Origin of the sequence: Mesorhizobium montanum (assembly GCF_033977145.1) — a bacterium.
Classification (GTDB): Bacteria; Pseudomonadota; Alphaproteobacteria; order Rhizobiales; family Rhizobiaceae; genus Mesorhizobium; species Mesorhizobium montanum.
In genome coordinates, this window is sequence record NZ_JAVIJF010000003.1 from 230,466 (window position 1) to 251,695 (window position 21,230).

Sequence of the window (21,230 nt, forward strand, 5' to 3'; positions counted from 1 at the left end):
AAGGCATTGTAACCAATCGGAATTTTTGAGCAAATTGCCCAAGAATGTCGCAAATCATGTCGCTTTTCATATCAAGCGCTTCGCTTTTGTGATTTAGTTTTTGCTGAAGCGAGCCTATATCAGCGCCAGCAAACGAGCTGCCCCACTCCTTAAGCGAAGGCGACCCGTCTGAGCAACCAAATGGAGATGATGATGAAGCTCTTTGCCCGCCTGTTCGCCCGTCGCGAAATGAACCTGACGACCGCTCTCGAGCGTCAGCGTCTTGCGAAGACCATGCCCGGCCAGACCGGCGCCATCGCCGCTGCCCGCCTCGGCTTTGTCGCCTGAGACAATCAGCACACTGAATTTCGACGCCGCCCGGCTCCGCCGAGGCGGCGTTTTCGTTTGGGCGCTGGCACTTGTCGTCCCGTAGCGACGCGTTGTGGTTGTGCGAGTTGCCCATTTGCGACCCGTGTCGCAAATTTAATCTTCACTTGGCCACCTACCCGATTGACAGAAATGGTTTTTCCTGTTGTCGCTATGCTGTTCGCGACATCCTGTTCGCGTCATGGCTGCGTGAGGTTTCCCGTGAATGCCGTAAAGCATCCGATCAAAAGATCGTTTGTGTTCTTCCTCATTCCCGATTTCACCATGATCGCCTTTGCGACGGCGCTCGACCCGTTGCGTTCGGCAAACCGGATGCTCGGCTACGAGGCCTATCGCTGGCGCCTGGCCAGCATCGACGGCAAGCCGGTGCGCGCCTCGAATGGCGTCGAATGCGCGGTCAACACATCGCTCGAGGAAGAACGCAAAAAGATGGGCGGCCCGGACAGGCCGAACATGGCAATCGTCTGCAGCGGCATCAATGTCGAGCGCTACCACAACAAGTCGACCTTCGCCTGGCTGCGCGAGGAGTATAATCGCGGCGTCGCGGTCGGCGGCCTGTGCACCGGAGCACATATCCTGGCCGCCGCCGGCCTCTTGTCCAACAAGCGCTGCGCCATCCATTGGGAGAACCTGCCGGGCTTCTCCGAGGCCTTCCCGAAAGCCAATGTCTTTGCCGACCTCTTCGAGGTCGATCAGAACGTCTACACCTGCGCCGGCGGCACCGCCGCGCTCGACATGATGCTGAAGCTGATCGGCGACGATTTCGATGAGAGCCTCGTCAACCGCGTCTGCGAGCAGGTGCTGACCGACCGCGTGCGCAGCCCGACCGACCGCCAGCGCCTGCCGCTGCGCGCCCGCCTCGGCGTGCAGAACTCCAAGGTGCTCACCATCATCGAGCTGATGGAGGCGAACCTTTCCGAGCCGCTGTCGCTGATCGAGATCGCCGACCACGTCGATCTTTCCCGCCGGCAGATCGAACGCCTGTTCCGCACCGAGATGGGCCGCTCCCCTGCCCGCTATTACCTTGAGATCAGGCTCGACCGCGCCAGGCACCTGCTCATCCAGTCGTCGATGCCGGTGGTCGAGGTGGCCGTGGCCTGCGGCTTCGTCTCCGCCTCGCATTTCTCCAAATGCTACCGCGAGCTCTACGCCCGTTCACCGCAGCAGGAGCGCGTCGACCGAAAGCAACTCTTGGCGGCTTAAGCAGGCAGAGACGCAGTCGTCTAAGCAGACTGCGTCTGTGCGGTCCGCATCGCCTCGATGCGGATGTCTTCGGTGAGCTGCGCCTTCAGCGCCGAGAATTCCGGGCTGGTCTTCAGCGTATAGTGGCGCGGATGCGGCAGGTCGACCGGCACCTCCGATTTGATGCGGCCGGGCCGCGCGCTCATCACGATCACCCGCGACGCCATGAAGATCGCTTCCTCGATGTCGTGGGTGACGAACAGCACCGTCTTCTTGCGCCGCTCCCAGATGCCGAGCAGCAATTCCTGCATCAGCCCGCGCGTCTGATTGTCCAGCGCGCCGAACGGCTCGTCGAGCAAAAGGATCGCGGGATCGTTGGCCAGAGCACGAGCGATCGCCGTGCGCTGCTGCATGCCGCCCGAAAGCTGCTTCGGCCAATGATTCTCGAAACCTTTGAGCCCGACCAGATCGACGTAGGAAGCGACGATCTCGTCGCGCTCGCGCACCGGCATGCTGCGTTCACGCAGGCCGAAGCCAATGTTTTCGGCAACCGTCAGCCAGGGAAACAGAGTATAGGACTGGAACACCATGCCGCGGTCCGGTCCCGGCCTTGTGACCGCCTTGCCGTCGAGCAGCACATGGCCCGTGCTCGGCGCCTCCAGTCCGGCGACGATCCTTAGCAATGTCGACTTGCCGCAGCCGGACGGCCCGAGGATGGTGATGAAGTCATTGGCCGCGACGGCGAGGTCGACCGGCTGCAGCGCCCGTACCGGCTGCCCGCCCCGCACCCCTGCAAAGGTCCGCGAAACGCCTTCGATCAGAAGCTTGCTCACGCCAGGCTCCATGGATAGAGCCAGCGGTTGAGCGCCTTGAAGGCGAAATCGGACAAAAGCCCGATCAGCCCGATGACGATGATGCCGAAGATGATCTGCCCGGTCGCCAGCCGCGACTGGCTGTTGATGATCATGTAGCCGATGCCCGACGACGACCCGATCAGCTCGGCGACGATCACATAGGTCCAGGCCCAGCCCAGCACCAGCCGCAGCGTTTCGGCGATCTCCGGCGCATTGGCCGGCATGATCACGCGGCTGACGATGCCGTTGTCGGTCGCCCCCAGCGTATAGGCGGCTTCGACCAGGTCTCGCCTCGTGCCGCCGACCTTGACCGCAATGATCAGAATGACCTGGAAGACCGAACCGACGAAGATTACCAGGAGCTTTTCGAATTCACCGATGCCGGCCCACAGGATGAGCAGCGGGATGAAGGCCGATGCCGGCAGGTAGCGCGCAAAGGACACGAACGGTTCGAGGAAGGCTTCGACCGGCTTCCAGGCGCCCATGGCGATGCCGATCGGCACGGCCACGATCGAAGCCAGCACGAAGCCGCCGAACACGCGCCAGATCGTAATCAGGATATCGAGCCAGAAACGATCCTCGGTGAGCAATCGCCAGCCATCCTTCAGCATCGACAGCGGATCGGCGAGAAAGATCCGGTTCACATGGCCGCCGAGCGTGATCCACGCCCAGAACGCCACGAACAGCACGAAGAAGGCGATGCCGAGCACGGTTCGCGTGCCCGGCGCAACGGGATGCAAGGGACGCAGCATCAGGCCCTGTCCTTAAGGCATGTCTCCCGAAAGCGAGAACCGGCTTCGGGACAAAGGCATGCGTAAAAATCAAAAAATTCAAAGCGCAGGGAACATATCTGAAAGATCGCGACGCGCTTCAAGGAGAAAGATCGGCGGCCTGACACCGCCAATCGGGTGGTGCGCGATCAGTTGGCCACCGCGCTGGTGTCGGCGAGCGTCGTCACATCCGGCACTTCCTTGATCAGCCCCATCTGCAGCAGAAGGTCGGCCGCGGTCTTGGAAAAATCCTGAAAATCCTTGGTGAAGAACTGCTTGTTCTCCGCCTTGTCGGCCCATTTCAGGTATTTGGCCGAGTCCTCGAACTCCTTGGCCGACTGCTTCACGTCGGCGCCCATGATCTCGTAGGATTTCTGCGGATCTTTCTTGATCATGTCGAGCGCATCGAAATAGCTGTCGGCGAGCGCCTTGGCGGCATCGGGATTGGCCTTGAGGAAATCCGGCGTGCAGCCGACGGTGTCCAGCACCATCGGGTAGTCGAGCGTGGTCGCCAGGATATGGCCCTGGTCGGTCTTGTCGCGGACGGCCGAAATGAACGGCTCATAGGTGACGGCGGCATCGTTCTGACCCGCCAGGAAGGCCTGCGCCGCCGCATCCGGCTCGAGATTGACGACCGTCACGTCCTTGGTCGACATGCCGTTCTTGTTCAGCACCCAGGCAAGCAGGAAATAGGGCGACGTGCCGGGCGCCGACGAAGCGACATTCTTGCCCTTGAGATCGGCGACGGTTTTGATGTCGTTGCGCACGACGATGCCGTCGGCGCCATAGGATTTGTCGAGCTGGAAAATCTGCTTGGTGGTGACGCCGCTGGCGTTCCACACCATCCAGGTCTCGACCGTGGTCGCCGCGCATTGCAGGTCGCCGCTGGCGATGGCCAGCGGGCGGCTCGCCTGCGGCACCTTCTTCAGCGTGACGTCGAGCCCGTGCTTTTCGAAAAGCCCGGCCTGCTTGGCTAAGGTCAGCGGCGCAAAACCGGTCCAGCCACTGATGCCGATGGTGAGCGACGTGGCGGCCATTGCCGGCGCGCCGAGCACGGCGGCCGCCGTCAGCGCCGCCGCGAAAATGGTGGTTCTTTTCATTGTGGTTCCCCTTTTTGTTTGGTGAGCGCGAATTGTCTCACAGACGCCAAAAGGCTTGTCAATGAAGCAGAGGCCGCACTGGACGATGGTCCAATCCGGCTTCGCGCTTCAACGGCTTTCCAGCGCCCAGCCGCGGTTGCGCCACATCTTCTCGCCGGCCAGGCAATCGGTGGCCGGCTTGTCGTCGGCAAGCACGACCGGCGGATACTCGGCCTCTTCCGCCGTCCATCGCGGCGAAGCGGGACCTGCAAGCTCGAGCACTAGCTTGCGGCGGATCGCTTCTGGAAACTGCGTCCAGTCGTTGACCGGGATCATGAAGGCGCCCGGTCCGCCGATGACGCAGTCGCTGTAGTAGCGATCGAGATTGGCGACATCGAAGGCGCTGCTGAAACCGCCGCGCGTCATCAGTGGCAGCCCGTTGATGGTGATGCCTTGCTTGACCACCTCGTCGCGCGTGAGGTCAACGGGCGCGCCCTGGTTGTTGGGTCCGTCGCCCGAAACGTCGATGACGCGCTTCGTGCCCTGAAAACCGCTCTCGGCGAACAGGTCGCTGCCGAAGGTCAGCGCCCCGGAGATCGAGGTGCGCCGGGCACTGTCCGGCGGGCTGGCGTTGAGCTGCGCGACGAATCCTTCAGCGTCGGCGCGGTTGGCGATCACCGTCCACGGCACGATCACCCGCTGCCAGGTCGTGCCGGCCCATTCGACATAGGTGACGGCGATCTTGCCGTAAGCGCCGTCGGCGATCGCCTTGAGCACATTGTCGTGCGTCAGTGCCGCCGCGTAGCCGTGGCGCTGGATCTCGAGCTCGGCCGGCGACATGGAGAGCGAAACATCGACCGCCAGCACCAGTTCGACATCCACCGGTTCTGCTGGAGAAGCTGCCGGTGTCAGCCAAAGCGCCAGCACCAGCGCGGCGCTGCCCGGGACGGTATGCCTTGCGCGGGCATAAGCAGACATAGCGGAAAGGTTAAGCGAAAATCGCCGCGTGCAAAAGCCGGGAATTCCCGGGCATCGGATTTCCGCCGGGGCAGGACGTCAGAAATACCGCGCCAGATTCGAGCGGATGCGTTCCAGCACGGTATCGCCGGAAAGGTCGGGCACGAACTTTGCGCCGGTGATCGTTTCGTAGGCCTGGATATAAACTGCCGAGGCCTGATTGACGATCTCGTCCGGGATCGTCGGGATCGGGTCCTTGTAGGGATCGCACCGCGCCGACACCCACGACCTGACAAAATCCTTGTCGAAACTCTGCGGCCGCTCGCCGCTTGCGAACGCCTTGTCGTAACTGGCCGCGATCCAGTAGCGGCTGCTGTCGGGCGTGTGGATTTCGTCCGCAAGGACTATGCTCCCGTCCGGCGCGGTACCGAATTCATATTTGGTATCGGCCAGGATCAAGCCGCGTTCGGCGGCGCGCTGTTGGCCGCGGGCGAACAGTTGCAGCGCATAACGCGATACGGTCTCCCACTGCGCCTGAGTGAGAAGCCCCTGTTCGATGATCTCGGCTTCCGACAGCGGCTCGTCATGGCCGCCGCTGGCAGCCTTGCTGGTCGGGGTGATGATCGCCGAAGGCAGCTTTTCATTGTCGCGCAGCCCGTCCGGAAAACTGTGTCCGTAAAAATTCCGTTCGCCTTTCCTGTATTTGGTCAGTATCGAGGTGCTGGTGGTTCCAGCCAGATAATCACGCACCACGATCTCGACCGGCAGCATGTCGAGCCGCGTGCCGACGACGACATTGGGGTCGGGATATTCCAGCACATGGTTGGGACAGATATCGGCGGTTTCCTCGAACCAGTAGCGTGCCGTCTGGGTCAGGACCTCCCCCTTGAACGGGATCGAGGCCAGGATGGTGTCGAACGCGCTCAAACGATCGGTGGCGATGATGATGCGCCGTCCGTCCGGCAGATCGTAGTTCTCGCGCACCTTGCCGTTGTAGCGATTGGGCAGTTCGGGAATGAAGGCGTCGGACAGGATGCGCATAGGGCGTGTTGCTTTCGCGGGCTGCTGATGGGCCACATAAGCCGTTGGCCTAGCGCACATCAAGCCGGATGAACGGGCCTCTTATTGCCGGTAGCGCGAAACGCCCGCCAGTTCGGCCTGAAGGACGGGGGAATCCACAACATGGTTCCGGCTATTGCGGCAGCCAGAATAACCGCGAAGCGCAGGATCGAAAGCACGACGCCGCAGAAGCCGACGATCCGCGCGGCAGTGTCGGCGCCAAAGCGCGGCGCAAGCAGATGCCTGGCGATCGTCCCGCCATCGAGCGGATAGGCCGGAAGGAGGTTGAGAATGGCCAAAACCGTATTCAGCAACGCGCCAAGCCAAAGCGTCCACTCCAGCAGCGTGTCCGGCCTCGGAGGCGGCAAATTGAAGAAACCATCGGGCTCGACAGGCAATAAGGGCCGGGCAACAAGATAGTAGGAAGCGGTAAAGCCCGCCGCCAGGACGATGTTCGCCAAAGGTCCCGCGAACGCGATCCATGCCCAACCATAGGGCGAAGCCATACCGGGCTTGAACCAGGCAATTCCGCCGAAGAGGTAGAGGTCTATCCTTTCGGTGCCGATGCCTCGCCGCCGCGCTGCCCGCACATGGGCCAGTTCATGCAGAAACACCGACAGGAACAAAAGCACGGCAAATATGACCGTACGCGTCAGAGCGCCCCTGGGATGCCTCGACCATTCATGCAGGAACGGCAGGATTGCGGGAACAGCAAAAGTCCAGCTGACATGAACGGGAATGTTCCCCTTCATCCTGAACACGAACGCGTCGTTCTTCCTGTCCCAGCCGAACCGTTGCACGATGCCCACTCCGCCCGGGCGCAAAGCTATGCGAGAATCTTGCCGCGCAAAAGAAAAAAGCCCGACCGAAGCCGGGCTTTTGTTCGTGCTTCCGCGTCCGCGCCCTCAACTGCGCGGCTTGAGGTTCTCAGGGTCGTAGAGCGGCTTGTAGCCGACGCCCGCGACCTCGACCGGATAGGTCTCGCCAAAATACTCCACATTGAGCTTGCGGCCCTCCTGGGCATAGGTCCAGGGCAGATAGGCGAGCGCGATGTTCTTGCCGATCGTCGGGCCGTAAGCGACCGACGTGGTGAACGAACGGCGGCCGAGCTCATCGACCAGCGTCTCGCCGGTCGCGGGATCCTGCACCGGCATGATGCCGACCGGATAGCGCGCGACGCCCTTGGCATCCTTGTTGTCGGTCATCACCAGCGTGCACAGCATCGCCGGCTGGTGCTCGCGGGCGCGATATTCCAGGTGCTTTGCCTTGCCGCAGAAGTCGTTCTCCTTGACCTTCGGGCGGGCAAGGTCGGCCTCGAGCAGATTGTACTCGGTCAAGAGATCGGCGTTCTGCAGCCGCAAGCTCTTTTCCATACGGCGCGTGTTGGCATAGGTCTCGACGCCGAACGGCATGACGCCGGTCGAGCGCAGCGCGTCCCAGACGGCAAGGCCGTCCTCGTAACGCATATGCAGTTCCCAGCCCTGCTCGCCGACATAGGAGATGCGGAAGGCGGTGACATCCTTGCCGCCGATCTTGACCGGCTTGATTGCCGCGAACGGGAAATTCTCGACTGAAAGGCCGTCCGGATTCTCGACCACCTTCTGCAGGGTCGTGCGGGCGTTGGGACCCCAGATGCCGATGGTCACGTATTTCTCGGTCACGTCGGTGACGGTGGCATCAAAACCCTTGTCCTGCGCGGTGCGCTGCATGTAGCGGAAGTCGCGCGGGCCGGCGTCGGCGCCATCGATCACGCGACAGCGATCGGCCATGCGGATGACAGTGAAGTCGGCGCGCACCATGCCTTCCTCGTCGAGGAAGTGGGTGTAGATGCCTTTGCCGATGTTGTTGTCGCCGCCGATCTTGGCCGCGCAAAGCCATTCCAGCAGCGCGACGTGGTCGGGTCCCTCGACGTCATACATCGAGAAATGCGAGAGATTGACGATGCCGCAATCCTCGCTCATCGTCAGGTGCTCGGCATTGGAGACGCGCCAGAAATGGCGGTTGTCCCATTCATTCTCGCGCACCGGCACGCGGTTGCCGTATTTTTCGAGCAGATGCTCGTTGGCGGCATAGCCATGGGCGCGCTCCCAGCCGCCCAGTTCCATGAAATAGCCGCCCAGTTCCTTCTCGCGCTCCCAGAACGGTGAGCGGCGGATGTTGCGGCCCTTGGAGAACGGCTCGCGCGGATGCACCGCCGGATTGTAGACCTTCATCGCCGTCTCGGTGCAGCGATCCCAGATGAACTGTTCCTGCGTCTGGTGCGGGTAGAAGCGCGAATAGTCGATGGCGTGATGGTCGATCGAGGTGCGGCCGTCGGTCATCCAGTCGGCGATCAGCTTGCCCATGCCGGGGCCGTCCTTGACCCAGATGGCGACGGCGTACCACAGGCCCCTCACCTTCTGGCTCTCACCCATGGACGGGCCGCCATCGGCGGTCACCTGCAGCAGGCCGTTGAAGGAATGGCCTTCATTGTAGCCGAGCTCGCCCAGGATCGGCGTCAGCTCCATGGCGCGCTCCAGCGGCGCCATGATCTGCTCCATGTCGAGGTCGCGCTGCGATGGCGAGAGCCGCGCCTGGTCCTTTTCGAGGAGATCGCGCGGGTGGCAGAGGCGCGGATTGTTCTCTTCGTAATAGCCCCATTCGATCTGCCCGCCCTCGGCGGTCTTCGGGTCGCCGGTGTCGCGCATATAGGCGGAGTTGCCCTGGTCGCGCAGCAGCGGCCAGCCGATCTCCTTGCCGGTGCCGGCAAACTCGTTGTAGGGGCCGAAGAAGGTGAGCGGATGGTCGATCGGCATGACCGGCAGGTCTTCGCCGACCAGCGCCGCGGTCAGCCGGCCCCAGATGCCGGTGCAGACCACCACATAATCGGCCTCGATCGTGCCGCGCTCGGTCACCACGCCCTTGATGCGGCCGTTCTCGACCACAAGCGACTTGGCCGAGGTATTGGCAAAAGCCTGGAGCTTGCCGGCGGCGACACCCTGGTCGACCAACTTGCCGGCCACCGTCTGCGAGCGCGGGATGACGAGGCCGGCATCAGGGTCCCACAGGCCACCCTGCACCAGATGTTCCTCGATCAACGGGAATTTCTGCTTGATCTCGGCGGGCTCGACCAGCCGCGCGCGGGTGCCGAAGGATTTGGCCGAGGCGATCTTGCGCTTGATCTCGTCCATGCGGGCGTCGTCGCCGACGCGCGCCACTTCCAGGCCGCCGACACGGGCGTAGTGGCCCATCTTTTCGTAGAAATCGATGGAGTAGAGCGTCGTCCAGCACGAGAGAAAGTCATGGCTGGTCGTGTAGCAGAAGTCCGAAGCGTGCGCCGTCGAGCCGATATCGGTCGGGATGCCCGACTTGTCGATGCCGACGATGTCGTCCCAGCCGCGCTCGATCAGATGATGGGCGACGGATGCGCCGACGATACCGCCCAGACCGACGATGACGACCTTCGCCTTTTTCGGAAACTCTGCCATGGACCGCGACTCCGGAGTGATCAGCCGGGCGCGTTTGCGCCCCTTCGAATGGCGCACAATATGCAGAGGACGAGGATTGAGCTACCGCCTGTTTGCGACACGCTGCGGATGCGCCGCGACCCGGCGCGTAAGCTCACCGCTGGGTGCAGTTTCGTCAGATGAAAGCCCAGATGTCCTCGGCCTGGAAGCCGACCTGGTAGCCGACAGTCTTCAGCTTGACCACGACTTGGCCGATCTCGGCGGCCGGCAGCGCGCCGACCTCGATCTTGATCATGCCGGGGCGATAACGTTGCAGGTCGAGCTGGTCGAACACCATCCAGTCGGCGCCCTCGCAGTCCACCAGGAAGGCGTCGATATGGCTGATGCCGTTGCGGTCGAGCAGCGTCTGCAAGGTCTCCGAGGGCACCTCGATGTCCTTCAGATGCGGCGCGAACCTGTTGAAATTGGCATCCGCCTCGCCCCATGCGTTCCTGCCCGACATCAGATTGGTGTCGGTGACCGACGAGCAGCCGATGAACTCGATCGGCAGCGTGCCGGCTTCGAGGGCAGCAGCGTCGAACGTATGGACAGTGATCGTGCCTTTGGTTCGGGTCACCGCGACCGGCTCAATGACGAAGCGCTCGCTGTCGGGATAGTTGGCCCGCAGCCGCCTCTGGTTATAGGGGATCGGCTCGACCAGCATTGCGCGCGCGCCCGGAATGCGGTGCAGCCAGGGCGTTACATCGTCGAACAGCGCGCCATCGCAGGCGCCGACATTGACCATCTGGAACGGCCGGCTATTGCCGAAGCGCGCTCTCAGCGCCGCCTTGGCGAGGAATTTCGTGCCGTGCAACGCCGGCCCGCGATCGAGCAGGCCCGCAGGCAAGCCAAGCGACAGGAGGATGCGCGCGAAGCTGGACAGCGAGCTCATGACTTGTCTCCGGGAATGACCTGCGGCGCGATGCGGCGCCCGCCCTGGCTCGCCGCTGCCCACAACGCCGCCAGCGGCGCGGTCAACAGCAGGAAAGGCGGCAAAAGATTGGGGAAATAGATGCGCGTGTCATGGATCGGAAAGACTGTGAACTTTGCCATCACGCCAAGCACGAGCGCCGCAAGCAGGATGCCGGCGCGACGATCGAGCCGGAAGCCGGCACTGTTCAAGCCGTGCCATGCTGCCAGTGCCAGAACCGAGACGCCGACCCAGCTGTTGGCGGTGACGGCGCGCGCCACCGAAGCGGCAAAGGCCTTCAGATAGGCCGCCACCGAAAACGGCGGCTCGAACCCGTCCATATTGTAATGCTGCTCGATGCTCGAAAACCACAAATGCGGCCACCAGCCCGGATGCTGCGCCCAGTGCGAAATGGCGAAATAGGCAATGAAGGACGCGGCAAAGCCCGCCAGCGCGCCCCATGCCTTCTGCCGGAAGGCGACCAACAGCACGGCGAAAATGGCCAGGAAAACAATATTGTCCGGCCGAGCCATGAAGGCGAGGAAGAGCAGGGCTGCCGTCGCCGCCTCGCGCTTGCGCACATAGGCAAACAGCCCGCCGAGGAACAGTGCCGAGCACAGAAGGTCCGGCGTCGAGGCGCGTGCCGCATCTCCGAAATCGGCCATGATCAGGATCGCGCCGACGACCGGCGTCAGCGCCAGCGCGCTTTCCGCGCGCAGCCAGGCAAGCGTGATGGCGCCGAACAGAAGCACGGAAAATACCTGCACCAGCCGCATCGCCTCGACAGGCGACACGACATGGCTCAGGCTGGAGAGAACCTCGGCATAGAGGAACTTGATCCGGTACATGCCGAGCAGTGAATGAAAGTCGGCGGCGTTCTCGCTCATGTGGCTGCGGAAGCCGCCGCCATCGTCGGTCAGTGTCTTGTAGTCGCTGGCCGATACGCCTTCTCTGACCGTGCTGTAAGCATAGTCATGCAGTGCCTGCGGATCGGGATAGGCGCCTTCCTCGGCGATCGCCAGATACGGCAGCATGTCCCAATTGGCGTCGGGCATGAACCAGGCGGTCGCCGCGGTAAGCAGGATATAGAGCGAGAAGGCTATCGCCCCGATCGATGCAGCCCACCGCGCATAAGCCCCCTCGCCCCACGCCAGGCCGGCGCCGGTCAACCGTTCCAGCGGATTGGTCGGGGCGGACGGCCTGGTCAACATCCTCAGCGGACCTGGCTTTTCACGAAATCCTTCACAATCGCCACGATGCCGCGCGACAGAAGGCTGTCGAAGGCATCGACGAAGCGGTCGACATGCTCGCGCTGGCAGATCAGCGGCGGTTCGAGCCGGATGACGTTGCGATTGTATTCTGTGAACGCGACGAGCACGTCGTAATCACGCAGCAGCAGCGACCCGACGAAGCCCGACAGCGAGCCCTTCAGCTTGTCGTCGAGCACGCTCACCACCGGACGCAGCACCATCGGCAAAGTCTGCGAGAAATCGTGGAACTCGAGCCCGATCATAAAACCCTTGCCGCGCACATCCTTGATAATCTTCGGATACTTTTCCTTGAGTGCCTGTAGACGCTGCAGAAGGTACTCGCCGGTCGAAGCGGCATTGTCGATCAGCCCCTCGTCATAGAGGACGTTCAGCCCCTCGATCGCGGTGACGCAGGCCTCGCCCATGCCGCCGAACGTCGCCATGGCATGGATCATCGCCGTCTTCGGCGTGCCATAGGCCTTCATGTAGACGTCGCGCCTGGCGATCATGGCGCCGACCGCCGCCTTGCCGGCGCCCAGCGATTTCGCCAGCGCCGTCACATCCGGCACCACGCCATAGTGTTCGAAGGCATAAAAACGGCCCGAGCGGCCATAGCCGCACTGCACCTCGTCGGCGACCCACAGCACGCCATACCGGTCGCAGAGCGCGCGCAGCTTCTGCCAGTATTCCGCCGGGGCCTGAATGATGCCGCCGCCGCCCTGGATGGTTTCCAGCACGATCACGCCGACCTCGGGGTCGCCCTTGAACAGGCGCTCGATCGCGTCGATATCGCCGAAGGGAACGCGCACGACATTGTCGGCCACCTTGAAGTCGGCGCGGTAGAGCTGGCCGTCGGTGATCGCCAGCACGCCCTTGGTCTTGCCGTGGAAGGAATTCTCGGCATAGACGACCTTCGGCCGCTTCGGACCCGCGGCGCGCTCGGCGAGCTTCACCGCCGCTTCCATAGCTTCGGAGCCGGAGGAGCCGAGGAACACCATGTCGAGGTCACCGGGCGAGCATTTGGCGATGTTGTGCGCCAATGCCGCCGCATATTGCGACATGAAGGCAATGGCGATCTCCTGGCGCTTTTCCTCCTGGAATTTCTTCCGGGCGTCGAGGATGCGCGGATGATTATGGCCGAAGGCCAGCGAACCGAAGCCGCCGAAGAAGTCGAGGATCTCGCGGCCGTTCTGGTCGATGTAGAACATGCCCTCGGCACGCTCGATCTTGACCTTGTGGAAGCCGAGCAGCTTCATGAAATGCAGTTGGCCCGGGTTGAGATGCGCCTTGAACAGGTCGGTGATGCGGGCGACGTCCATCGCCTTTGCCTGCTCGACGCTGATCAGGTCGGGCTTGGCGATAGAAACGGGCGACAGCGCCGGCGCATCGACCAGCGTGCGCGCACCTGTTTGTTCCGGCTTGGCCATGACGGTCATCTCGAAATCTCCCCTTCGTCGCCTTTATTCGGCAGGCACGTGTTTGGTGGCGACGGCGTGGCCGTCCTTCCTGGCGCGGTATTCGCTGTAGGCCGCGATCAGCATGTCCTCGTCGCGATATTGCGGCACCCAGCCGAGCTGGCGCTCGGCCTTGGACACGTCAAGAACGCATTCCTCGTCGGCGATCAGATACTGCTCCGGATCCATGATCGGCATATTCATCAGGTCGAGCAGGTCGAGCGTGCGTTTGACCGCCCAGCCGGGCGTCGGCAGCAGGATCGAGTTCGAGCCGGCATGACGGATGAGGTCGCCAAGCAGCCTCCTCACCGGCGGCGGATTGAGCGAGCCGAGATTGTATGCCTCGTTCGGCACGCCGGCTTTCCAGGCCGCGCGGCCGGCTTCCGCACAGTCGAACACCGAGATGAACTGATAGGGATTCCTGCCCGAACCGATCATCGGCACCGGCAGGTTCCAGTCGATCAGCTTGAACAGCTTTTCCAGAATGCCGAGACGGCCGGGGCCGATGATCAGGCGCGGCCGGAACAGCGAGATCGCCATGCCCCGCTTGCGCCATTCGGCGGCGAGTTCCTCGGTCTTCAGCTTCGACAGCCCGTACTCGCCGAGCGGGGAGACCGGGTGATCCTCGGTCATCGGCAACACCACCGTGTGGCCGTAGATCATGTCGGTGGTGTAGTGGACAAGCTTGCTGGCGCCGGCCTTGTCCATCGCCTGGACGATGTTCTCGGTGCCGTGGAAATTCACCGGGAAGAAGAAATCATGCCGCTTGGCGCGCACCTGGATCGGCGACAGCATCTTGGCCGAGAGGTTGTAGACCATGTCGTCGGCCCTGAGGCCGACCGCGGCGACCGAGGCCGGATCGGTGACGTCGCATGTGATGAAGCGCACCGACCGATAGTGCGGCAGGTCGCTCTTGACGATGTCGGCGACGACGACGTTCTCGCCGTCCGCCACGAGCATGGGGGCAAGGTGACGGCCGACGAAACCGTCGCCGCCGAAAATCACATGTCTCATCGGACGATCTCGCTTGTGCCGATCTTGTCGGGGGTGATGGAGACGGTCTGGTCCTCATGCCCGCGCCCGCCCATTTCTCGGCCACTCTGGGCAATCAGCACCGTGCCGACGCAGATGCAGGCGATACCGGCGATGCGCCAGCCATTGAGGTCCTCGCGGAAGACCAAATAGGCGAATATAGCTACAGCGACGTAAGCGAGGCTGAGGAACGGATAGGCGAAGCTGAGCTCGACCTTGGACAGCACATAAAGATGCGATGCCATCGAGATGACGAAGGTGCACAGGCCCAGGAACACCCAGGGGCTGAACACGATCTGCAGCAGCTTGACGAGCGGATTGACGCCTTCGAAGGAGATCGCCCCCATCGACATCATGCCCTGCTTCAGCATCAACTGTGCCGCCGCATTGGTCATGACCGTGAAGAGAATGAAGACTATGTATTTCATTGTTGCCACCCCGCCCTTGGGCGGTCCTATTACAAACCTGAAAATATTTCGTGAAGCCACGACAATGTTTTGAGTAAATCAAGAGTTAACATTTCGTTCACCATGATTTATTCAAGTTTTATCTATTCCGCGGCTTCAGCACTCCCTTGTCCGATATCCAGTCTCTTGGCCGTCCGCGTCCAGAAGCTCGACAGGAAAGTCGGGTCGCGCAGCGCCTCCAGCAACTGCCATTGCGGGAACGACGCGGCGAAAGTCTCAGGTCCCATCCGGGCGTCCTTGTAGGGGTTGACCGCCCCACCCGCCTCGACGGTGATGCGGTCGATCTCGGCGAGCAGCCGCAGCGTCCTTTCGCCCCGGTTGGGAAAATCGAGCGTCAGCGTGTAGCCCGGCCGCGGGAACGACAGCAGCGCCGGCGAGCGGACATCGCCGAAGCGCTTGAGCACCGTCAGGAATGACCCTTGCCCCGCCCGCCGTGCGGCATCGAGCAGCGCCGGAACAACGCGGCGCGCATTGGTCTCCGGCACCACGCTCTGGTGCTGGAAAAGCCCACGCGGCCCGTACAGCCGGTTCCAGTCGCGCACGCCATCGAGCGGAAAGAAGAAGCCCTGATAGCCTGTTTGGCGCGGAACCGGAGACTTACCCTTTTTCCAACGATAGGCCGCGTTGAAGGCAGTTAGGAAAGGCCGGTTGAGGACATTGAATGGCGGCTGCACCGGCACGGAAAGCCGGCTGCCGGCATGCGCGGCGGCGTGCGAGCCGTGCTCGGCATGATTGCCGGTGAACAAAAGGCCACGCCCGCGGCCGTGGCCGCCGGCAAGCTGGTCGATCCAGGCGACGGCATATTCGTTGGCCTGGTCGGCCGCCTCGGCAAGATCGAAAAATTCACCGAGGTCGCGAAACCGCGTCGCCTTTTCCATGATGTCGAGCGATGGCACGCGCATCAGCTTGATCGATGCCGAAACGATCAGCCCGGTCAGCCCCATGCCGCCGATCGTTGCCCTGAACAGGCGCACATTGTCGGTCTCTGAACAGCGATAGGTCCGGCCATCGGACCTGAGCAGCGTAAAGGCTTCGACATGGCAGCCGAAGCTACCGCGCCGATGATGGTTCTTGCCGTGGACATCGTTGGCGATCGCGCCGCCCAGTGTGACGAACTGCGTGCCTGGAACCACCGCCGGAAAGAAGCTGTGGGGCGCGGCATAAGCGATGATGTCGCAAAGCGGCGTGCCCGCATCCGCTTCGAGCACGCCGGTCTCGGCGTTGAAGGAACGGATGCGGTTGAGCGGCCGCATGTCGACCACCATGCCGGCATCGTTCTGGCAACTGTCGCCATAGGAGCGGCCATTGCCGTAGCCGAGCAGCGATCCCGGCCTGGCCGTGCCGTTTTTCAAAAGCGCGATCGCCTCATCCGCCGAAATCGCCTTGCGCGCCGGCGGCGTCGCCAGTCCGAAGCTGCCGAAGCGCTCGTGACCCATCACCAGCCTCCGGCGACGAGAAAGACCGCGCCGATGGCGACGACGATCTGGCTGCGCCAGTCGCGGATGATGAACACGACCGGATCGTCATGCATCTCGTCGCGCCGGGCGAGTATCCAGACGCGCATCGTGAGATAGAGCACGATCGGCGCCAGCGGCCATATCAGCCACGGATGCGGGTAGAGCTCGCGCACCGCCGGGCTGTCCATATAGAGCGCCAGAACCAGCGCCGAGGAGAAGGCGGACGCCATGCCGGCCTGGGCGACGATTTCCTGGTCCTCGGTGCGATAGCCGCGGCCGGCGATGCGCTCGCCCGGTGGAATCGCCGTGGTGCGCAATTCGACGAAGCGCTTCACCAGCGCCAGCGACAGGAAGAAGAAGATCGAGAAGGCGAGCAGCCAGAAGGAGACGTCGACGCCGGTGGCGGCGGCTCCCGCCAGCACGCGGATGGTGTAGAGGCCCGCAAGCGTCAGCACGTCGACCAGCAGCATGCGCTTGAACGACAGCGAATAGGCAGTGGTGGCGGCCATATAGCCGGCAAGCACGCCAAGGAATTCGATCGGAAGGAAGAGGCTCGCGGCGACGCCGATCGCGAGCAGCGCGGCAATCGCGCCGAGGCCGAATGGAATGGACAATGCGCCGCTGGCGAAAGGCCTGTTGCGCTTTGTCGGATGCTTGCGGTCGAGCGCGAGGTCGAAGAAATCGTTGAGGATATAGATGGCGGACGCCACGGCGCTGAAGGAAACGAACGCCAGCAGGCACTGCCAGATCATGTCCGGGTTGAAATATTCGTGCGACAGCACCATCGGCACCGCGATCAGCGAGTTCTTCAGCCACTGATGCATGCGCAGCATCTTGACGTAGGTCCTCAGCGTCGGCTTCGGCGCCGGCATGGCCTCGGCGTCATGCGCTGCCTGCCAGCGCCGGGCGCTGCGATCGGGCGCCACGACGAGCGCGTTGCGCGCGGCGTCGAACACTTTGAGGTCGTGGCGGCTGTTGCCGGCATAGTCGAAGCCCGCGTCGCCATAGGCGGCGACCAGCGCGGCGCACTTCTTTCCCGAGGTCATGTTGTGCGGGCCGTCGGTTGCCAGCACATGATCGAAAATACCGAGATGCGCCGCGATCGCTTCCGCGAATTTGCGCGGCGTTCCCGTCGCCAGCACGATCTTGCGGCCCTCTCGACGCTCGGTGTGCAATCGCTCAAGCAAGTCCTGACGGTAGGGCAACGAGGCTGGATCTATGTCGACGCGTTTGGCGATCTCCTGCTTCAGTCGCGCCGGGCCGCCGATCAGCCAGAGCGGCAGGAGAAAGAAATACAGCGGGTTTTTCTTGAGCAGGATGAACAAGCCTTCCCACAGAAGGTCGGTTGCAATCAGCGTTCCGTCGAGATCGACCGCAAGCGGAATTGCGTTCCTGTCCGACCTCGCGTCCATTGTCCTGCCCCGATCGAGCGCAGGATCCCGAAACTCCGATCTCGGAAAGGACCACGCGCCAATTCAACCCACGCCGTGTGCCGGCGTCCTCGGGTTGGATATAGCGGGGGATGACGCAGCGAACGTTAAAACGCCCGGTTGCAACGCATAGTCGTACCGGTTTTCCGGCGTCATCGTTAAGCGACGGCTACCGGAAACGATAAAAGGCCGGACATCGGTCCGGCCTTTGCCAATCTTGCAGCGCCAATCTGTGGCGACGGATTACTTGATACGGGCCGCGCCGCCCGAAATTTCGACCGTTTCCGAACCGGTCAGGGCTTCGAGGTCGCCATTGGGCAGGGTAACGAAGCAGCCGTTCGAGCAGAACTCCACCGTCTCGCCGGCAGCAAGCGTCAGCTCGCTCTTGGCACCGCCTTCGGTCACGACGAGGGTCCGCGTCTGAGCGTCCCTGTTGATCGCGCTGGCGGCGAAAGCCGAACCGCCCAGGGCCAGCAAAGCGATTGCGGCAACGACAGACTTCCACATTGCAATTCCGGTGTTTGCACACCGCCTCTGTTCAAATTTGCAAGGCATTTTCGCCCTTTGCATCGAAGCTTATATGAGATGTTACCTGAACCGCAACTGAATGCCGCATTCATGCCACAATCGGTTTCGGCGTCGGATGAACCGTCGCCTAAGGTGTATCGAGATTCAGGTCAGGCCGAGTCGAAAACGGTGGCATCCGAGAACCGGCCTACGCCGACCGTAGCCTTCATAGGGCGGAGACACTTATGAGGGCTTCGGCCGGCGAAGGCCGGAGCGGAGCGTACTAAAAGTACGTGAGCACCGGCCTACGCCGGCCGTAGCCTTAATTTAGCTGACCGCGCTACTCGTGAGTGCTTCGGCCGGCGAAGGCCGGAAGCGCAGGAAGCCGCCATTTGCAGGCCGGCCTCACCTGAATATCGATTGCACCTCAGCCCGGATCGGGCTTCCGGCCCTTCCGCTTCATCTTGGCGAGCCTCTCCCGGTCGGCCGTGGCTTCCGCTTCCAGCCTCTGGCGCTCGGCGAATTCGGCCTCGATCTTGTCGTCGTCGATCGGCCATGCCTCGTGCTTCTTGGTCTCGATCACGGCGCGCGGTGTCGACGGGATCTCGATCCGCTCCTCGTCGAAGATGGCGAAGATGGCGAAGCGGATATCGTTCTGCACGACGCTGCCGTTCATGATGTCGGCCACGAACACGCGGATTTCGAATTCGAGCGCGGCCGCGCCGAAATTAGCGAAGAGAACGAACGGCTCGGGATTCTTCAGCACCATCGGATGGGCGCGCGCGATGTCCGTCAGGACGGCATGGACGCGTTTGACGTCGCTGCCATAGGCGACGCCGATCTTGATATCGACGCGCCCGAGCTTGTTGCGATGCGTCCAGTTGCCGACCGCATTGTTGATGAGGTTCGAGTTGGGCAGGATCACCGATTGCCGCTGGAAGGTCTCGATCTCGGTGGCGCGCACGCTGATCTTCCGCACCGTGCCACTGACGTCGCCCGCGACGATCCAGTCGCCCACCTTGAACGGCCGCTCGGCAAGCAGGATGAGGCCGGAAACGAAATTCGAGACGACGTTCTGCAGGCCGAAGCCGATACCCAGCGAAAGCGCGCCGGCAACCAGCGCCAGATTGGAAAGATCGATGCCCGCCGCCGAGATGCCGACCAGGCCGGCAACCGCCACGCCGGCATAGCCGACACCGAGCCGGATCGAGTTGCGCACGCCGGCATCGACTTTGCCGCGCGCCATCACCGAGCCGTCCAGCCAGCCCTGGAACCAGCGTGTCAGGAAATAGCCGATGACGAAGACGACGATGCCGCTGAGGATGCCGAGGAAAGAGATGGTCACCGAACCGATCGTGACGCCGGTCGCCAGCTTATAGGCCCAGGCCTCGATATCGCCGGGCTGGAAACCCCACATCAAAAGGATCAGCGGCAGGAACACCAGCACGATCATCAGGTTGATGGCGATGCTGACCACCAGGCCGAGTTGATCGAGGGCGGTATCCTCGTAGCTGGAATTTGTCGAAAGCCATCGCCCTACCGAAGTGTCGGCAAAGCCGCCCTCCTCCCCGATCGCCCGTGCCGACAGGAAGCCGATATAGGCCGTTACCAGGACCGTGCCGGTCACCACGACCTGGAATGATACGAAAAGCGCCAGGCCGATATAGCCGAGCAGTGCAGCCGCAATGGTGAACAGGCCGAGTCCGATGGCGATGAAACGAAGCCAGGCCGGCCAGGGACGCCATGAGCCGTCGGCCGCCCTGAACGGCCGCAGCACCCCCATCAGGATCAGGATGACGCCGACGATGATGGTGGCGACAAAGCTCCTGGCGATGGTCAGCGAAAGCGGCGAACCCATCTTCTCGTTGACGACCGACAGGAAGTAATTGAAGCCGAGTACCAGCGCCATGGCGGTCGTCAGTCCGACGAGCCAGCGCGCCGGACCGGTCGCGACCGGGATCAGGCGCCAGTTGGGCAGGCGCGGCTCGAGCGCCGCATTGGTCAGCCGGTTGACGCAGAACACCATGCCGATCACGGTCAGCAAGGCGTTGAGGAACGTGCCTATATCGCCACGCAGCACATTGTAATAATTGAAGAAGAACACAGCCGAGGCCAAGAAGACGCCGAGCGCCAGGGTCGGCAGCAGCGTCGACCAGAAGGCCACCGACAGCCGGCTGAGATAGGACGGATCCTCGACCGTTGGATCGGCCTCGAATATGCGGCCGAACAGGCGCCTGCCGCCGATCAGAAGCAGGGCTGCCAGCCCCAGCGCCATAAGCGTCGCGGCAAGGATCGCCTGGAACTTGAACTTGACGGCGAAGCTCAGCCAGGACGACACCGCCTTGTAGAGGCCCGTGATCTGATCATGCACGTCGGAAAAGGCCTGCGGGCTTAGCGCATCGGTCAGATCATAGTGTTTGGTGATCACGCTGCGGAAAAGTTCGCTGCGCATGACGGCAATCTTGTCGACCAGCCCGTTGACTCGGATCGACAGATTTTGCGCGCTGGCAATGACCGCGTTGATCTCCGCCTTCTCTGAGGAAAGCGCGGCACGCTCGCTGCTGACGATCTCCGGCTCCGGCGGCTGCCCTTGCGTCGGCGGCGGTCCAAGCACTTCAACGCGGGCATTAATATCGGCGAGGCGCTGGCGGAATGCCAGCGCGCTGTTCAGCGCCGCGCGCGAAATATCCTCGAGCTGCAACCGGATGTCGACCAGCCCCGCATCGTCCTGGTCGGGGTCGCTCAGTTTCTTCTCCAGGCCGTCGGTCGTGGCGGTCAGGTCCTGGATGACCTTCGTCTGGTCGGTGATGAGTTGCGAAGAACCATGGCCGATCGCCTGAGCCGACGCGTCAATCGCCGGCTGCCCGAAGACAGCGACGATGACGACCAGAATCAGGCGTAGCAGTCGGAAGAACATGACGTTGTTGGCGACTCGCGGTCGAAAATCCTCGAATTGCCGCCCTTGATAGAG

General features: G+C 62.7%; 18 protein-coding genes. 2 read left to right on the top strand and 16 right to left on the bottom strand.

Annotated features, from left to right (window positions below):
- Positions 1–192: 192 nt before the first annotated feature.
- Positions 193–327: a hypothetical protein gene (locus tag RFM68_RS05530; RefSeq protein ID WP_320231689.1), complete on the top strand. Its 135-nt coding sequence runs from the start codon at positions 193–195 to the stop codon at positions 325–327.
- Positions 328–630: 303 nt separating this feature from the next.
- Positions 631–1,569: a GlxA family transcriptional regulator gene (locus RFM68_RS05535; protein ID WP_430694820.1), complete on the top strand. Its 939-nt coding sequence runs from the start codon at positions 631–633 to the stop codon at positions 1,567–1,569.
- Between the two features lie 20 nt (positions 1,570–1,589).
- On the opposite strand, the gene RFM68_RS05540 is transcribed toward RFM68_RS05535, so the two are convergent.
- The 16 genes from RFM68_RS05540 to RFM68_RS05615 all read right to left on the bottom strand — a co-directional run bounded on the left by RFM68_RS05540 (position 1,590) and on the right by RFM68_RS05615 (position 21,176).
- Positions 1,590–2,381: an ABC transporter ATP-binding protein gene (locus tag RFM68_RS05540; RefSeq protein WP_320231691.1), complete on the bottom strand. Its 792-nt coding sequence runs from the start codon at positions 2,379–2,381 to the stop codon at positions 1,590–1,592.
- Positions 2,378–3,154: an ABC transporter permease gene (locus RFM68_RS05545; protein ID WP_320231692.1), complete on the bottom strand. Its 777-nt coding sequence runs from the start codon at positions 3,152–3,154 to the stop codon at positions 2,378–2,380. Before RFM68_RS05545 ends, RFM68_RS05540 begins: the two co-directional genes overlap by 4 nt.
- A 167-nt stretch (positions 3,155–3,321) precedes the next feature.
- On the bottom strand, positions 3,322–4,272 hold the full coding sequence (locus tag RFM68_RS05550; RefSeq protein ID WP_320231693.1) for an ABC transporter substrate-binding protein: 951 nt from the start codon (positions 4,270–4,272) through the stop codon (positions 3,322–3,324).
- A 108-nt stretch (positions 4,273–4,380) separates the two neighbouring features.
- Positions 4,381–5,229 carry a DUF1194 domain-containing protein gene (locus RFM68_RS05555; RefSeq protein ID WP_320231694.1) on the bottom strand — a complete coding sequence of 283 codons (849 nt, stop codon included), beginning with the start codon at positions 5,227–5,229 and terminating at the stop codon, positions 4,381–4,383.
- 78 nt (positions 5,230–5,307) lie between these two features.
- Positions 5,308–6,249, bottom strand: coding sequence for a phosphoribosylaminoimidazolesuccinocarboxamide synthase (locus RFM68_RS05560; protein ID WP_320231695.1), 942 nt, complete (start codon positions 6,247–6,249; stop codon positions 5,308–5,310).
- A 59-nt stretch (positions 6,250–6,308) separates the two neighbouring features.
- Positions 6,309–7,067 carry a site-2 protease family protein gene (locus tag RFM68_RS05565; protein ID WP_320231696.1) on the bottom strand — a complete coding sequence of 253 codons (759 nt, stop codon included), beginning with the start codon at positions 7,065–7,067 and terminating at the stop codon, positions 6,309–6,311.
- 105 nt (positions 7,068–7,172) lie between these two features.
- A complete protein-coding gene (locus RFM68_RS05570) occupies positions 7,173–9,734 on the bottom strand; it encodes a GcvT family protein (RefSeq protein WP_320231697.1) in 2,562 nt (853 codons plus the stop codon).
- Between the two features lie 154 nt (positions 9,735–9,888).
- Complete coding sequence (locus RFM68_RS05575; protein ID WP_320231698.1) at positions 9,889–10,644, bottom strand: FkbM family methyltransferase; 756 nt, start codon at positions 10,642–10,644, stop codon at positions 9,889–9,891.
- Positions 10,641–11,873: a hypothetical protein gene (locus tag RFM68_RS05580; protein WP_320231699.1), complete on the bottom strand. Its 1,233-nt coding sequence runs from the start codon at positions 11,871–11,873 to the stop codon at positions 10,641–10,643. Before RFM68_RS05580 ends, RFM68_RS05575 begins: the two co-directional genes overlap by 4 nt.
- 2 nt (positions 11,874–11,875) lie before the next feature.
- Positions 11,876–13,348 (bottom strand): aspartate aminotransferase family protein, encoded by a 1,473-nt coding sequence (locus RFM68_RS05585; RefSeq protein WP_320231700.1) that lies wholly within the window; start codon positions 13,346–13,348, stop codon positions 11,876–11,878.
- Positions 13,349–13,372: 24 nt separating this feature from the next.
- Positions 13,373–14,380, bottom strand: coding sequence for an NAD-dependent epimerase/dehydratase family protein (locus RFM68_RS05590; RefSeq protein ID WP_320231701.1), 1,008 nt, complete (start codon positions 14,378–14,380; stop codon positions 13,373–13,375).
- Positions 14,377–14,826: an EamA family transporter gene (locus RFM68_RS05595; protein ID WP_320231702.1), complete on the bottom strand. Its 450-nt coding sequence runs from the start codon at positions 14,824–14,826 to the stop codon at positions 14,377–14,379. The genes RFM68_RS05590 and RFM68_RS05595 overlap by 4 nt, the downstream gene beginning before the upstream one ends.
- A 122-nt stretch (positions 14,827–14,948) precedes the next feature.
- Positions 14,949–16,301, bottom strand: a complete 1,353-nt coding sequence (locus RFM68_RS05600) for an FAD-binding oxidoreductase (protein WP_320231703.1) — start codon at positions 16,299–16,301, stop codon at positions 14,949–14,951.
- Complete coding sequence (locus tag RFM68_RS05605; RefSeq protein WP_320231704.1) at positions 16,301–17,734, bottom strand: UbiA family prenyltransferase; 1,434 nt, start codon at positions 17,732–17,734, stop codon at positions 16,301–16,303. The genes RFM68_RS05600 and RFM68_RS05605 overlap by 1 nt, the downstream gene beginning before the upstream one ends.
- 261 nt (positions 17,735–17,995) lie before the next feature.
- Complete coding sequence (locus RFM68_RS05610; RefSeq protein ID WP_027167119.1) at positions 17,996–18,259, bottom strand: hypothetical protein; 264 nt, start codon at positions 18,257–18,259, stop codon at positions 17,996–17,998.
- 427 nt (positions 18,260–18,686) lie between these two features.
- Positions 18,687–21,176, bottom strand: a complete 2,490-nt coding sequence (locus RFM68_RS05615) for a mechanosensitive ion channel family protein (RefSeq protein ID WP_320231705.1) — start codon at positions 21,174–21,176, stop codon at positions 18,687–18,689.
- Positions 21,177–21,230 lie beyond the last annotated feature (54 nt).

Bases quoted from the DNA above. Each gene is read 5' to 3' on its own strand.
- RFM68_RS05530 (WP_320231689.1), top strand. From the start codon at position 193: ATGAAGCTCTTTGCCCGCCTGTTCGCCCGTCGCGAAATGAACCTGACG.
- RFM68_RS05535 (WP_430694820.1), top strand. From the start codon at position 631: ATGATCGCCTTTGCGACGGCGCTCGACCCGTTGCGTTCGGCAAACCGG.
- RFM68_RS05545 (WP_320231692.1), bottom strand. From the start codon at position 3,154: ATGCTGCGTCCCTTGCATCCCGTTGCGCCGGGCACGCGAACCGTGCTC.
- RFM68_RS05550 (WP_320231693.1), bottom strand. From the start codon at position 4,272: ATGAAAAGAACCACCATTTTCGCGGCGGCGCTGACGGCGGCCGCCGTG.
- RFM68_RS05555 (WP_320231694.1), bottom strand. From the start codon at position 5,229: ATGTCTGCTTATGCCCGCGCAAGGCATACCGTCCCGGGCAGCGCCGCG.
- RFM68_RS05560 (WP_320231695.1), bottom strand. From the start codon at position 6,249: ATGCGCATCCTGTCCGACGCCTTCATTCCCGAACTGCCCAATCGCTAC.
- RFM68_RS05570 (WP_320231697.1), bottom strand. From the start codon at position 9,734: ATGGCAGAGTTTCCGAAAAAGGCGAAGGTCGTCATCGTCGGTCTGGGC.
- RFM68_RS05575 (WP_320231698.1), bottom strand. From the start codon at position 10,644: ATGAGCTCGCTGTCCAGCTTCGCGCGCATCCTCCTGTCGCTTGGCTTG.
- RFM68_RS05580 (WP_320231699.1), bottom strand. From the start codon at position 11,873: ATGTTGACCAGGCCGTCCGCCCCGACCAATCCGCTGGAACGGTTGACC.
- RFM68_RS05585 (WP_320231700.1), bottom strand. From the start codon at position 13,348: ATGACCGTCATGGCCAAGCCGGAACAAACAGGTGCGCGCACGCTGGTC.
- RFM68_RS05590 (WP_320231701.1), bottom strand. From the start codon at position 14,380: ATGAGACATGTGATTTTCGGCGGCGACGGTTTCGTCGGCCGTCACCTT.
- RFM68_RS05595 (WP_320231702.1), bottom strand. From the start codon at position 14,826: ATGAAATACATAGTCTTCATTCTCTTCACGGTCATGACCAATGCGGCG.
- RFM68_RS05600 (WP_320231703.1), bottom strand. From the start codon at position 16,301: ATGGGTCACGAGCGCTTCGGCAGCTTCGGACTGGCGACGCCGCCGGCG.
- RFM68_RS05605 (WP_320231704.1), bottom strand. From the start codon at position 17,734: ATGGACGCGAGGTCGGACAGGAACGCAATTCCGCTTGCGGTCGATCTC.
- RFM68_RS05610 (WP_027167119.1), bottom strand. From the start codon at position 18,259: ATGTGGAAGTCTGTCGTTGCCGCAATCGCTTTGCTGGCCCTGGGCGGT.
- RFM68_RS05615 (WP_320231705.1), bottom strand. From the start codon at position 21,176: ATGTTCTTCCGACTGCTACGCCTGATTCTGGTCGTCATCGTCGCTGTC.